General features: G+C 38.1%; 12 protein-coding genes. 8 read left to right on the top strand and 4 right to left on the bottom strand.

Going from position 1 to position 14,040, the window contains the following annotated elements:
- Positions 1-3: 3 nt before the first annotated feature.
- Positions 4-1,446 (bottom strand): diguanylate cyclase, encoded by a 1,443-nt coding sequence (locus tag EJ103_RS18195; RefSeq protein WP_126009163.1) that lies wholly within the window; start codon positions 1,444-1,446, stop codon positions 4-6.
- Between the two features lie 198 nt (positions 1,447-1,644).
- Here EJ103_RS18195 and EJ103_RS18190 point away from each other — a divergent pair, with 198 nt between their 5' ends.
- Complete coding sequence (locus EJ103_RS18190) at positions 1,645-2,541, top strand: cation diffusion facilitator family transporter (protein WP_029774437.1); 897 nt, start codon at positions 1,645-1,647, stop codon at positions 2,539-2,541.
- Here the strand turns inward: EJ103_RS18190 and EJ103_RS18185 are convergent.
- Positions 2,538-6,896, bottom strand: a complete 4,359-nt coding sequence (locus tag EJ103_RS18185) for an EAL domain-containing protein (protein WP_126009161.1) — start codon at positions 6,894-6,896, stop codon at positions 2,538-2,540. The genes EJ103_RS18190 and EJ103_RS18185 overlap by 4 nt on opposite strands.
- Before the next feature lie 310 nt (positions 6,897-7,206).
- Here EJ103_RS18185 and EJ103_RS18180 point away from each other — a divergent pair, with 310 nt between their 5' ends.
- From EJ103_RS18180 to EJ103_RS18160, 5 genes are all read left to right on the top strand, one after another.
- A complete protein-coding gene (locus EJ103_RS18180; RefSeq protein WP_126009159.1) occupies positions 7,207-7,761 on the top strand; it encodes a hydrolase in 555 nt (184 codons plus the stop codon).
- A 106-nt stretch (positions 7,762-7,867) separates the two neighbouring features.
- Positions 7,868-9,334, top strand: a complete 1,467-nt coding sequence (locus tag EJ103_RS18175) for a methyl-accepting chemotaxis protein (protein ID WP_126009157.1) — start codon at positions 7,868-7,870, stop codon at positions 9,332-9,334.
- A 13-nt stretch (positions 9,335-9,347) separates the two neighbouring features.
- On the top strand, positions 9,348-9,836 hold the full coding sequence (locus EJ103_RS18170; RefSeq protein ID WP_164521651.1) for a DUF6436 domain-containing protein: 489 nt from the start codon (positions 9,348-9,350) through the stop codon (positions 9,834-9,836).
- A 77-nt stretch (positions 9,837-9,913) separates the two neighbouring features.
- Complete coding sequence (locus EJ103_RS18165; RefSeq protein WP_241232333.1) at positions 9,914-10,333, top strand: hypothetical protein; 420 nt, start codon at positions 9,914-9,916, stop codon at positions 10,331-10,333.
- 96 nt (positions 10,334-10,429) lie between these two features.
- The gene (locus EJ103_RS18160) at positions 10,430-10,585 is read left to right on the top strand and encodes a hypothetical protein (RefSeq protein ID WP_241232332.1); all 156 of its coding nucleotides are present in this window, start codon (positions 10,430-10,432) and stop codon (positions 10,583-10,585) included.
- Positions 10,586-10,642: 57 nt separating this feature from the next.
- Here the strand turns inward: EJ103_RS18160 and EJ103_RS18155 are convergent, their stop codons facing one another.
- A complete protein-coding gene (locus EJ103_RS18155; RefSeq protein WP_126009153.1) occupies positions 10,643-11,530 on the bottom strand; it encodes a LysR family transcriptional regulator in 888 nt (295 codons plus the stop codon).
- 137 nt (positions 11,531-11,667) lie between these two features.
- On the opposite strand from EJ103_RS18155, the gene EJ103_RS18150 reads away from it, so the two are divergent.
- Positions 11,668-12,039, top strand: a complete 372-nt coding sequence (locus EJ103_RS18150) for a DoxX family protein (RefSeq protein ID WP_126009151.1) — start codon at positions 11,668-11,670, stop codon at positions 12,037-12,039.
- 266 nt (positions 12,040-12,305) lie between these two features.
- Entirely contained in the window at positions 12,306-13,259 is a 954-nt protein-coding gene (locus EJ103_RS18145) for an MBL fold metallo-hydrolase (protein WP_126009149.1), read from the top strand.
- A gap of 527 nt (positions 13,260-13,786) precedes the next feature.
- Here the strand turns inward: EJ103_RS18145 and EJ103_RS20185 are convergent.
- Positions 13,787-13,927, bottom strand: a complete 141-nt coding sequence (locus tag EJ103_RS20185; protein WP_164521650.1) for a hypothetical protein — start codon at positions 13,925-13,927, stop codon at positions 13,787-13,789.
- Positions 13,928-14,040: the final 113 nt, after the last annotated feature.

Below are 14,040 nucleotides of genomic sequence, written 5' to 3'. Positions count from 1 at the left end.
TAGTTATGTAAATTGGCACACCTTATTACGGCCTGTTTCTTTTGCGGTATAGAGTGCTTGATCGGCTTTACTTATAAAGCACTGCGGCGTGCTATTTTTATCAGGCGTGGCTGAATAAAAACCGATACTTAATGTTAAGTACTCACTTACGGTAGAATTATTGTGTTTTATGTCTGCCGCTTTAATTGCTTGTTGAATTAAGCGGGTAAATTGTTGGCAGTCTTGCTCATTAGTTGCCGGTAAAATGACGGCAAATTCTTCACCGCCATAGCGCGCGGCTAAATCGCCTTCGCGTCGGCATTGCGACTTAAGCGCAGCTGCCACCTTAACTAAGGCTTCATCGCCTTGTTGATGGCCGTAGCTGTCGTTGTAATTTTTAAAAAAATCTATATCGCACATAATTAAGCTAACCGGTTGCTTAGCACGTGCGCAGCGTTTAATTTCGCTCTCTAGTGCTTTGTCAAAACAGCGTCTGTTTGCAATTGTGGTGAGGCTGTCGGTATTAACAAGGTGGTTAAGTTTTTGATTTGCGGTAATTAGCTGTTGTTGAATATGCTGAAGCTCTTGCTTGTAGTTTAAGTTTTTAAACGCATTAGCGATTATTTCACCTACTAGTTTTATCCTAATTAAGTCTAAGTCTGTCCACTCACGTTTTTGCTTTACACAATCACAACCAATAAAGCCTACTAGCTCCTTATCGTAGCGAAGGCCAATACACAGTACCGATTGAATACCTTCACGCTCAAGTTCTTGTTTTTCTTTAGTCGCTTTTTCTGAGAGGCTGGCAACATCATTTACTTTAAATAAGTGTGTGGTGCCCATTAAATTAGCAAAGTAGGGAAGTGAGTTTTTTGGTATGTGCTGTAGTTGATCTTTAAATGGCTGAATCCCTTGGTTAACCCACTCATGGGTGTTACGCATTGACTTACCATCTTCAGAAAATTTAAATAAGTAGCTCCTATCGGCATGGCATACAGTGCCAATGGCTTTAAGCGCAAACTCTATATGAGTATCAATATCGTCAATTTGAATATCTATTAAGTCGGTAGAAATTTTTGAAATAATTTTATCAAAGTTATATTGCGCATCTTCGTTGTGTTCAATTATCTCAAACGTAGCAATGTGTAAGTGACTATTTAGCGAAGCAAGTTTGGCGTTTAGTAATAGGCATTGCGTTTGTTTTTGTAAAAATACGTGGCAGTTAGTATTTATAACTAAGTATTTTTCAAACAATTGCGTAACAGTAAATTGTTTTTTACTTTCTGTACTACTTAACGTGAGGTGCTTAAAGTCTGCATCTTTTAATGTTGGCTGTGAGGGTAAATCAAATATACTCTGCGCTTGAGTGTTTGCTTTATAGGCTTGTGTTTTAGCATCATAAAGTACAACGGCAAACGGAATAAGCTTTATAGTACTCCACATATCTTCGATTGGTTTTAAGCCCACTCATTGCTCCCGTTGATTTTACATACAATTTAATTGTTCCTACTATGTTATTTAGTACAACTTTAGCTATTTTGCTAAGTTTTTAGTGCGTTTAAGAGGGCTTCGTATTACAATTGCTACTGTATATCATTACCCTTTTCTACTCTAAGCCACCTGACGGCTTATTTGCATTTTAAGTATAGGTTTTTCAAGCATTTCATGACAGAAATCACTACACACCAGGCGTCTCGTCGTCGGTTACTTATTGCTTTAGCGATAACATGTTCATTTATGGTAATTCAGGTAATTGGCGCTTATTACGCTAATTCGCTTGCTGTACTTGCCGATGCAGGGCACTTATTTGTGCATAATAGCTCGCTATTTATTGCCCTTATTGCCTCAAGCTTAGCAATTCATTTTGCTAAAACCTATAACGATGGCTATCAACGCGCTGAGCTCATTGGTGGTTTAATTAATGGTTTACTGTATTTGGCGATAAGCTCCGTTATTTTATATGAAGGTGTAGAGAGAATTTCCCATCATAACGATGGCCATGATTTAGCAATAAACAGCTTTTTAATGTCGAGTATTGCCTCTGTGGGGTTTTTATTTCATGGTGCTGCAGCGTGGGTACTTTATAAAGGCCGCAAAGCAAGCATTAATGTGTACGCTGTATTTTTACATTCGTTTTTTGACATTATATCGACCATTTCTACGTTTATAGCTGGCGTACTTATTTATTTTACGGGCTGGAGCATTATTGATATTTTATCGAGCATGCTAATTGCCTCGTTTGTGTTATTTACCGGCGGTAAAGTGATCACGAGCTGTATTAAGGGGCTGTTCTTTAATAACGCTAAGTTGCCTAAAGTGAAGGATATTGAGCAGTCAATTACCGATTTAGAGCATGTGCATAACGTACATAATGTGACGGTGTCGCGCAAAGACAGCGATATTATTGTCGGCGCTCACGTGGTGTTAAAAGAGCATTGTACAATTGAAAAGCACGATGAAGCCTGCCGCTTAAAAATAGAAAAACTCCTCGCTGCGCGTTTTAATGTTAAAAGCAGCGTACTGCAAATTGAAAGCCACGAATGCCAGCATATTCATAGCTAGCTTTTTATTAAAGTGTGAATATGCTCATGTGTTTCGGGGTTTTGTAATTGCTCTGCCCGCATTGGTTTTGCAAAATAATAACCTTGTAAAACATGACAACCTAACCCTTCTAAAAAGGCTTTTTGTTGCTTAGTTTCAACGCCTTCGGCTATGCAATAAAGCTCTAAGTTTTGAGCTAAAGTGTAAATGGTTTTGATGATCGACTCATCACTTTTATCAACCCCAATACTGTTAACAAAGCTTTGATCTATTTTAATGACATCAATAGGGAACTGGCTCAAATAAGTAAGTGATGAGTAGCCGGTGCCAAAATCATCGAGTAACAGCTTAAAACCAGCCGATTTTAACTTTTGTAGTTGCTTTGCGGCTTTTTGCTTGTCTTCTAGCAGTATGTTTTCTGTTATTTCTAGGCGCAGTTGTACTGGGCTCATTTGATGCTGTTTTAATATATTGGTCAGCTTGGTTGCTATATTCGTCCTTAAAATGTGCTTTGGCGACAAGTTAAGTGAAATATAAAATAATGGGTTGCTGGCCAATGTAGGGGCTAGCTCAGTTAGCGCGCGCTCTAAAGCTTGCTCAGTTAATGCTTCTATCAGGCCTGTTTCTTCAGCAATAGGGATAAATAATGCCGGCGAGACAAATTGGCCGTTATTTTCCCAGCGCATAAGTAACTCAACCCCATTTATTGTTTGTGCGTGCGTGTCTATTATGGGTTGGTAGTGATTAAATAATAGATTATCTTTCGCGGCGTCTTTTAAATCGTTTTCGAGGATGAGCTTTTGTTTTATTTGCTCATTCATCGAGTCGTTAAAAAACTTAAACCCGTTTCGGCCAGCTTGCTTTGCATGCATCATGGCTACATCTGCGTTTCTGATCAGTAAATCGGTCGAGCTGGCATCAAATGGGTATAAAGCCACGCCAATACTGGCTGATATATTAATAGAAAAATCTTCGATAATGACCTTATTGGCAAGTTCTGAGCTAATACTTTTGACTATGTTATTTAGTGCGGCTATGTCTTCTACGTTATCAATAAGCACTAAAAATTCGTCACCGCTTTGGCGGCCAAGCGTGGCATTACTTGGCAACATAGCGCTCACTCTTTGGGTAATATTACACAGTAGTTGATCTCCCACTGCGTGGCCAAATGTGTCGTTTACCGGTTTAAATTTGTCTAAATCTATAAATAGTAAAGCGCTTTGAGTGAGCTGCTGATGAGCTTTTTTAACCGATTTACCAATTTTTTGATGCATTAAACTGCGGTTAGGCAATTGTGTTAGGGGATCGAAGTTGGCTAAATAGCGCAGCTCGTCTTCTGCCTTTTTTTGCTCGGTTAAATCCGAAATAACAATCACATAGTAACTTATGCTATGTGTATCTTTAGCGATTGCAGTGGCACTTATATGTATGGGGTGGTGCGGGTTAGTTGCAGTTTTAATAACGGCATCAGTTCGCCAATTTTGTTTTGCTGTTAAGCTTTTTAATGTGCTGGCATAGCTTTTACATTGCGTTTTACCTATCGCATTAACAAACACTTTTAAGCTAAGCGGATGTTTATGAGTTTGCGAAAAGGTTTTTATAAAACTGTTATTTGCAGAAACCGGCACCAAATTATTATCTAGAATAAGCAGCCAGTCGTTTATTTGCCCAAACGCCTCACCTAAAATGTTGGCTTGCTGCTCATTGGCACGTTGCTCTGTTATGTTGGTATATATGCCAGATACAGATACCGGTTTATTTGTTTGTTCGTCATAAATAATTTGCCCTAAATCTTGATACCACAACCAATGGCCAAGCTTATGCTTTAACCGGTAAGTTGCTTGCCAATGCTCATGCTTTTTTTGTTTGGTAAAATTTAACCAGTGCGAAATAACCCGCGGTTTGTCTTCAGGGTGAATTAAAGCTAAATAATGTTTTAATGGAATACGGTTGGGCAAATTAGTATACCCAAGCTCACTCCCCCGGTTTGTATTTACCGAATCGTCGCTGTAATGGTAATCCCAAATGCCACTTTTATTGTTACTGAGCGCAAGCTCGGTTTGTTTTTGTGAGTGTATTGTCGCTTTTTGCGCATTAGCTATGGCTAGCTGTCTGCTTCTGTATTGCCAAAACAGTAAACACAGCACAGTTATAATAATTAAAATATAAGCCGCATACGCATAAGGAGACTTCCACGGCGCGTATGCCACATTAAAATTTAACAGCGCCGGCTTTGACTCGGTCGCACTATTAAAATTATACGCGCTGGCCTTTAATTGATAATTACCTGGTGGGAGCTTTGTAAAAAATATTTTGTTTGCTTTTAAATCATCATACTCTAGCGAAGTAGGTCCTTGAAGCGTAATTTTGTACCGTGTTTCCGCGCTATTTTGAAAATCAAAATTAGAAAAGCTGACCTCCAAACCCATATCCTCATGTGTTAATTGCAATGCAGAGGTGGCAAACTGATTTGGCTGATAGTCTAAATCGCGCGACATTAAAGTAATATCGGTTATTGAGGTTGTTGTTTGCGTGCTTTGCTGTAAAAACTCAGCGGGGTTAAACGAAATCGCACCATAACTGCTGCCAAACATTACAGTGTTATTTTTAAGCGTAATTGCCCCTAAAGTACTAAATAAATTAACCGATAAACCATCTTTTACTGTAAAAACTCGCAGTCTTAACGTATCGGTATTTAAGCGGTACAAACCATTTTTACTGCTAAACCATAAATAGCCATACTCATCGCTAATAAGTGAATAAATAGACTGCGTTTTTAAAGCGTTACTTACGTTAAAGTGGTGCTTTTTTTCAAAGCTCTGCGCATCAATACCCACTAAGCCTTCGCTGGTTGTTGCTAACCATAAAATGTTATTTTTATCGGTTAACCAGTTTTCGACTGTGTGGTAATTTTGGCTGTCTTTTTTGCTGGTTTTATAAATAGTAGTAAGGGTGTTTGTTTGCTCGTTAAAGCGGTAAAAGTGGGTAGTTGTGCTTAATACAAATTCATTTGGGTAATCATCAAAAGGTCGATGAAAAGTATAGGCCTCTAAAGGGTTTACATGTTGTTTTAACCCGTTAATTTCGCGCGTTAAGCCTGTTTTGCCATTGTACACATAAAAACTGTGATCATTATAAAAAGCGAATGTGTCGGGGGCTACCTCAGACAAACCATAAATAACCGCACCTTCAGACAGTGCGTTATTTAAATCTTTTTTAGCAACGGCTGTGCCTGTTTCTTTGTCAAATAAAATTAAACTGTAGTACCCCGTTAGCCATAAATACCGTGAAGTGGATTCTAAATGCGCTTTATTAATTGCAAAAATAGCGTATTCACCATAAACCGCTTTAGGGTCTTGCGAGGTTAGGTAGTAGGTTTTTTTGTTTTTAGCATTTACATGAGCAAGGCCATTATCGGTGCCGTACCACATAGTTAAATCATCGTCTTGGTAAATACTGTTTATATAGTTGTTTTCGGGTAGGGTGATTTTGTTAAAGCGCCGTGTGTTTATTGACCAAGTAAGGACGCCTTGAGTGCGCGACGCCAGCCAAAACACGCCACTTGAGTCGACCATTAAATCGTTAATAGTATTTTCGGTAATATTAAATTTACTTTGATCAAAGCTAAGAATTAACTCAGTGGTGCCCTTTTCTCGGTTAAATTCGAACAAGCCATGCTCTGTGGCAATAAATTCGCCATAGGGTGTATTGCTGTAATCCCAAATATTGTAATCAGCAATCACGCTTTTAGTGCTTTGAGTTGCAGCTGCTCCTGCTGAGCTATTTAAACTTAACGCGTACATGCCCTCAACGGTGCCTACTAATAATCCTAGCGCGGGGTCTACAGATAAAAACTTAGCATTACTGTTATCGACTGTTTGTTTATCGGGAGTATGTAAATTAAGAGGGGTTAATGACTCTGTTTTTAGGTCGTAGCTAAATAAACCCGTTTGTGTGCCTATAAATAGCGTATTTTTGTAATATTTTAACGCGCGCACCACGCTGTTTTCATTGCCTATTGTAAACTCTAAAGTAAGTGAATTTGTTTTAGAGTTAAGTGAATACACGTTGTTTAAAATGGCAAGGTAAAAGGTATCTTGGTGTTGGGCTATCGCTTCAATTGAAGCGTAACTAGCTGTATTACCTGCAAGATTGCCCGAAAATATATTACGAGTAGTTAACGTTTTTGGGTTAACTAAATAGGCGCCGGCAAGCTCAGTAGAAACAATTATATTGCCTGCATGCGTTTTAAATAGTGTAGTGATGAAGTTTTCGTTAAGGGTAAATCCGCCATCAAAAGGGGTTACCGTGTAGCCATCAAATCGATTAAGCCCTTGCGCTGTAGCTATCCAAATATAACCTAAATCGTCTTGCAAAATTTTAGTTACGTAATTTTGGGATAAACCTTCATCGGTAGATATTCGTTGTAGTTGTTGAGCATAATTTGTGGAGGCCGATACGCTAGTAATACAAAGAAAACATACAGTGGTGAAGAGAAAAAACAAAATACTCAATCGCACTAATAAACTCGCTCTAGGGCAGGGGATATACATATAAAAGTTAAATATAGCACATTTTTTAAAATGTGGATTACAACTTATAACAACTAAATTAAAGCACTAATTTAGTTATTTATAATCATTTAAGCTACGCTTACTAATTATAATTACTTAAAAACGGGGTGTTATGGTTAGTCACAAAAATTTATCTGCAGATAACAGCGTGTTATTAGTGATAGATATTCAAGATAAGCTTTCTCCCGCTATTAGCGAATTTTCTAATTTACTAGAGTGGGCAATAAAAATTGCCAACGTAAGCGCCCTTTTTAAAATTCCTAGCATAGTAACTGAGCAATATCCTCAAGGGCTTGGTGGTACAAACAGCCTTTTAAAAAACACCCTTATAAACGCACAGACTGTTGAAAAAACGCATTTTAGTGCGTGTAATGAGCCTGCATTTAATGCTGTGTTTACAAAGCTTACGCGTTCACAAATTATAGTAATAGGCACAGAGGCGCATGTATGTGTGTTACAAACCTGCTTAGATTTAATAGCACAAGGGTTTGAGGTACATGTAGCTGCAGATGCTGTGGGCTCACGTAATACGATGCATAAATCGCTAGCTCTAGAGCAGTTACAACAGGCAGGTGCAATAATTACAAGCGTAGAAAGTATCATTTTTCAGTGGGCAAAAAACGCAGCATTACCTGAGTTTAAAGCGGTTTTATCAATTATTAAGTAAAGTTGGCAGGCTAGGCTATATTGATAATTAAATGTGGTCGTAATTATTAGCTAATACGTACAACCCCTGATTTTGTTTAAAAAAATTTTAATAATTAAAGGTATTTATGAATAGTGTAAGTCGTTTATTCACCATAATATTTATTTTTTTGTTTGTAGAGTCTATCGCCCTAGGCTTGTACTTTGGGACACTTACACAAGCATTTATAGTCGGCCTACCTTTAAGTTTAATGCCTATATGGTTACTTAAAACTCAGCAAAATAGCCCAATCACAGGTCATGTTGTTGCTGCGGCAATTATGATGTTTTCTTTTTTGCACATACAACAAGCCTTTGGGTTGATAGAAATACACTTCGAAATATTCATCTTAATGGCCATGTTGATCATGTTTGTGCAGTGGCAGGTGTTTATTACGGCCATTATTTTTGTGGCCGTTCATCATTTAAGCTTTTACTTTTTACAAACACAAAACACCGGCTTTTATGTATTTGACCCTGACAGACTGGCGTTTACTACGGTGCTTATACATGCCGGCTATGCAATAGTAGAAGTGTTTGTAGCAGGCTATATTGCTAAAACCCTACAACAAGAGCGCCGAGCTGGCGTGTCTTTAACCAAAGCGACCGAAGCCATTATGCAAGACCCTGAGCATATACAGCTTTCGCTTAGGGCCGATGATAAAAATAGCAATGCAGTAGCGGGCTTTAATACTTTATTGGGTTATTTATCAGATGTAATTAGGCAAGTGCAAACGCAGTCTCTTTCACTGCAGCAAAATTCGCAGCAATTAATAAACGTACACGATGAGCTAGCAAGCGGGGCAGAGCAAAGAAAGCAACAAACTAATGATATAGCTGACTCTGGTGCTCAAGTTGCACAGGGCTTTAGCTTAGTTGAGCATGAAAGCGAAGTGTTAAAGCAGCAAGTAGATAACATTACTCAAGCTGCAAATAGCGCCTTAAATGACGTTATGCAAACAGACACTAAAAGCACGGAGCTACTTAATTTACTTAATCATACAGAAGAGCAAATAAATCATTTAGTGGCCGCTGGCGATGTAATATCAGGGCTGTTAAATGAAATATCGGGCATTGCAGAGCAAACTAACTTACTTGCGCTTAACGCAGCCATTGAAGCCGCAAGAGCGGGTGAGCATGGCCGCGGGTTTGCTGTTGTAGCCGATGAAGTCAGAACGCTTGCTACAAGCAGTAAAGCCACGACAGATAAAATTGCTTTAACATTAAAAGATTTAGTTACAAACAGTAAAACGTCAACTCAATCTATGAGCCAGTGTGTCGATTTTGTTGTTGATTTAACGCATATCAGCACCACCATGAAAGAAAACATAAGCGCCATGAGTGAGCAAATAAAAGCCGTCAGCATAAGTACTCACTCTGTAGCGCAAGTTGTTGCTGAGCAAGCTGTAAACACAAAACAAATAGCCTCAAGCACAGAACAAATGCAGCAAAGCCAATATCAAGATACCAAAGTGGTAGAAAAACTAACCGCTAAAGTACAAATGATCGACGTAAGTATTGCGGTATTAGAGCAAAGCATTGCTAAATTTAAGTAATTCATCCATTAAAATGAGCGCAGTGATTGCTCTGTGGTTAGTATTGACGGTTTCTGGTTTAGTTTATTATCAATATAATCAGTTGCGCGTTTTTGACAGCTATGGCGTGCTTGAACAACCAGGGTGGTTTACTAAATTTAAACAACACATAGGGTTTACAGCAGAAAAGCATAATTCGTTGATTATCGTTACTGACCCTGACTGTGGCTGCACCAAGCAAGCCCAGCCTCATTTAAAACAGTTGGCTGCGTTTTCTAAAGCGCAAAATATTACGCTTATCAATATTGAGCAAACAGCCTCTTTACAAATACTGCTCCCTGCTACACCAGCTGCTGTGGTGATTAACGATAAAGGTGACTTTGTTTATGCCGGCCCACTTTCTCAAGGGCTTGGCTGCGCGCAGGGCAGTGGTTTTGTTGAAACGGTTATAAATAATCTTGTAGCTGGATTTAACAGCGAACTGTTACTTAATAAAACCAGTGGTTGTTACTGCACTGCTTAATATTAGTGAATAATGAATCGCTTCCTAGATTTTCAATTTCAAAAACGTATTTCATTATTGACTCAAGGTAATGCTTAATGACAAACAAATTTAATAAAGTATACAGTGTGAGTGTCGAGCCTGATGAGTTTCTCTCACTTAATGGAACGGGGTTCGAACAAACTATTCAATTGACCGAGGGCCAGTTGTTAATGTTCGACGGTATGAGCATGAGAGACAATTGGAGAACGTTGGGCGTTGATTGGTTGATAGAGCCTAGTACTGCTCACCAAAACTTACAAAAACCTGATATAGCGGGTTTGGGTGTTTCAACAATTGTAGTATCCCCTAAATATTCGCCGCTATTCTTAAACGATTTTAGCAACAATGTTGAGCTGCTTGAATGCAATTTAAAAGGTGAGAAGTGGTTTGCATTTAATGTTGTAGGCTTTGACAAAGCCCTTAGTGAAGAACACTCCATTCGAAATATTAAAAATGGCACTACAGTGAGCGCATAAAATATTCGATGAATGAGTCTTGATTTGAACAGCTAGAGAGAATTAAATCTAACAGCCGCATTTTTGCCATGAGCTGTCATTGAAGATTTTTATTTTATGAAGTCAAGATTTGATCCCATTAATCTAATGGCAAATGCCAACCAACTCATACTGGTTATATTTTCATTTACAGCCCCTAATGATGTATACGGCATTTATAACAACGGCGATGTGCCACTTAAGTTTGTGGTAGTAAGAGAGCAAGCTAAGTAGGTTTTAGTGGCTTTTTTAGGGAAGTAATTTAAATAAGTTTTCACATATATGAGATTGTTATATCTGATAGTTTTTAAATTGCTCCCACACAGCCTCTCCTACAGGTCCTAACACTTCTCCCCTTTTCTTAATAATATAATATTTCAGCGGCGTTATATTTTGCACATCACTAAGTGACAGCATTTGCAGAGTATTATTTTCAATACCTTCATCAGCTAAATAGCCTGGTAATTTACCCCAACCCATTGCATTTTCGATAAGCATTTTTTTAGTTGGAAAGTCATTTACATACCATCGTCGCTGACCTTGCTGTACACCCCACTCTATGTTTTTTGAACCAGTGCCTGAGTCCTGCACAATTATTTGGTATTCGTTCAACAAATCAGCGGCCTGCCTAAGATTTGGATTTCGCTTTATCAACACTGGGGAAGCTACATTGATTAATGAACCGCTATTTAACAAATGCTTTTCAATTTTTTCTTCTTGTGCAGAAAATTCCATTGTTGGTGTTATGCACAGATCAGCACCACCATCAAGTAATGCTTCAATTGCACCTGTTATGTACTCTTGCCTGATTATTATTTGAGTTTCAGGGAACTGATTTTGCATATTTTTTAGTAATGGTAATATACCTTTTAAATTAAATGATGCTTCAATTGCAATCGTTATACTTACCTCGTTCCCTTGTGCTATGTGGTGTGCAACTTGTTTAAGTTGTACTGCATCATCTAACAATTTCACAGCCTTATGAAACATAGTTTTTCCTGCACTGGTAAGCTCTAACCGATAACCGTGACGACTAAATAAGGCAAAGTTAAGGGTATTTTCTAGTTGCTTAATACCTTGGCTTATTGCTGGTTGAGTTTTGTGTAAAAGAGCGCTTGCTTCACTCAGTGATCCAACCTGAGCAACAGTAACAAACATACTAAGCTGTTCTAATTTCATAATTTACGCCAAACATGTAAAGCTAAAGTTTATATCTTATAAAAAAACATTCAATATTAATTAATAAGAACTGTAATTATTCTAACGTCAAAAGCTAAGCGTAGGCTTAGATCACTCTTATTAAAGTTGGGAATAACATGAGCACAAAAGTAAAAATAATTTTTATGTACACATCACTAGGATTAACATCACTTGCGTTTATAGCGGCAGGCTTTGCAAAACTAGCAGGAGTTGAGCAAATGCACTTATCTTTTGCACTCATGGGTTTACCTGCTTGGTTTGGCTACTTTATTGGTGCAAGTGAACTTGCGGGTGCTATTGCTATTTGGATAAAAAAACTAAGCATTTTAGCTGCGAGTGGTTTGTTAATTATTATGGCAGGTGCAACATTTTTTCATGTGGTTTACGACAGTGTTGCCAATGCAATACCTGCCGTTATTTTATCTGCTTTCTTAATTAATATCATAATTAACCGAGTTAATGATATAAAGGCCTTGGATAATAAGTAACCTAGAGCTATTTTCCATCCAATGAATAACGATATATTCGCCTCTATCGTTATTCAAACCCTCTTTTACAAGATGACTAATGCATTCACATCTCTCATTTAGCCTAAAGATAACAAGCTCGATTACTAAGCAAACAAAGGCTAAAGTTGTTTTATCCATTAAATTTTAATTTTGAGTTCATACCCTGTATTTGATAATTAAATAGACGACGTACTAAAGTTTATTACTTGGGCTTTTAATATGCCTAATTAACTGAGGTGTAAAATATGAAAAAAACATTTTTAGGCATTTTCTCGATTACAGTAATAACTTACTTACTTAGCGGCTGCACAACATCAAATAACGGTAATATTTCAAAATTGAGTGAAGATCAAATAAGTACTAGATTAAATAAATTACCTTCCTCGCTAACCTCTAGTGATTTGTTCAATACCACTGTTCTTGAGCCCACTCAGCTATTTGATAACCTTTATTTTGTAGGATATGTCAGCGTAGGCACTTTTGTTATAACTACAACTGAGGGCATTATTTTAATCGATACTATGTGGACCCCGCACGACGCTAAACATGTGATTGTTCCTGGACTAAAAGAGCTAGGCTTAAATCCTGAGGATATTAAATACGTGATAGTTACTCACGGACACAGCGACCATTATGGTGGCGCTCACTACTTTGAATCCCATTATGGCGCTAAAATTTTAATGAGAAAAAATGAGTGGGACTATATCCATAATCCAAATGCACCTGTATTAACTGATCCTTTCGGTAACTTTTCTACCGAAATACCGTTACCTAGCACTTACACCCAGGTTATCGATGGTGAAAAAATAAGTTTAGGTAAAACTAATTTAACGGTACTTGCTACACCAGGGCATACGCCTGGTGGGTTGTCTTTGATAATACCTGTTACAGATAATGGCAAACCTCATACAGTTGCACTTTGGGGAGGTACCGGTTTACCGGATACTAAAGAAGCAAATCAAACTTATTTGCACTCTTTAAATTATTTTCAAAAAATTGCAAACAAAAACGATGTTGATGCGAGTATCTCAAACCACCCGTTTTCACATGATTTAATTAATCAAATTAATACATTAAAAAATCGTAAATCTGATCAATTAAACCCTGTGGTAATCGGTAATAAAGCATTTAATGAGTACATCGACGATGTATTGCGAAATAACGTTCAAAAGAAACTTTCGTCATTTGAGTCAAACTAATATAGCTTTATACTCACCGACGTTATCGTGCTGATGTATTTACAATGACTGTATATATCGCTTTAAGGCGATATCTATTACTAGGGCGTGTTGACCTTTGTTCAATCTAGGGGCAATTAAATCGCGGCGCGAAGTTGTGGGCTAAGTAAAAACTGAGCAAAGCTTCCGCGTCCTGCTCACGCTCCTTACCTACATCCATGTAGGCAATAAAGAGTTTATCGTCCCTAGAAATAACCTGACGGGCAGCGCATGTGTGGTATTTATGCTCCGTTATCGCCTATTGATGGGAAATAACCACTCTACATAGGCTCTGCCTTGCCTATAAACCAAACATACTGCTGCAAATTCAACCACCAAAGATCAACACGCCCCAGAAGTATTGCTTTACATGCTCGTAATGGTTCTAGGCAGGTCGAAAACCGAGAGAGATTAGGTCAACTTCATGACGTGTGGCGCATGTGATTTTAATGGAAAGGCTCAGCGCCGTAGTAGGCCTATAATCCTACAAACTCTACCTTTGATAAGCATTAAACTACTTTATTGGGTAATTTAGCGGCGGTTACTGTTAAATAAGTGAGTTTCATAATACCTGTTAGTGCAAATGGCGATAAAGTAAATGGGTCAACTAACAGTTTATCTTTAAATTCAAAGGTGCCTGGCCTTCCCATAGTTTGCTAGTGTGATTACCAAGGGACACTGACGGTATAATTACCACGCGACTTTATCATGTCCACAATACTGAGTGGCAATCAAATAAGCAATACAGGAAACGAAGTTGCTG

This window comes from Pseudoalteromonas sp. Xi13 (genome assembly GCF_003952205.1).
Lineage (GTDB): Bacteria > Pseudomonadota > Gammaproteobacteria > Enterobacterales > Alteromonadaceae > Pseudoalteromonas > Pseudoalteromonas atlantica.
Note: the sequence above shows the minus strand (reverse complement) of the source record. Positions and strands in the feature narration are given on the sequence as shown.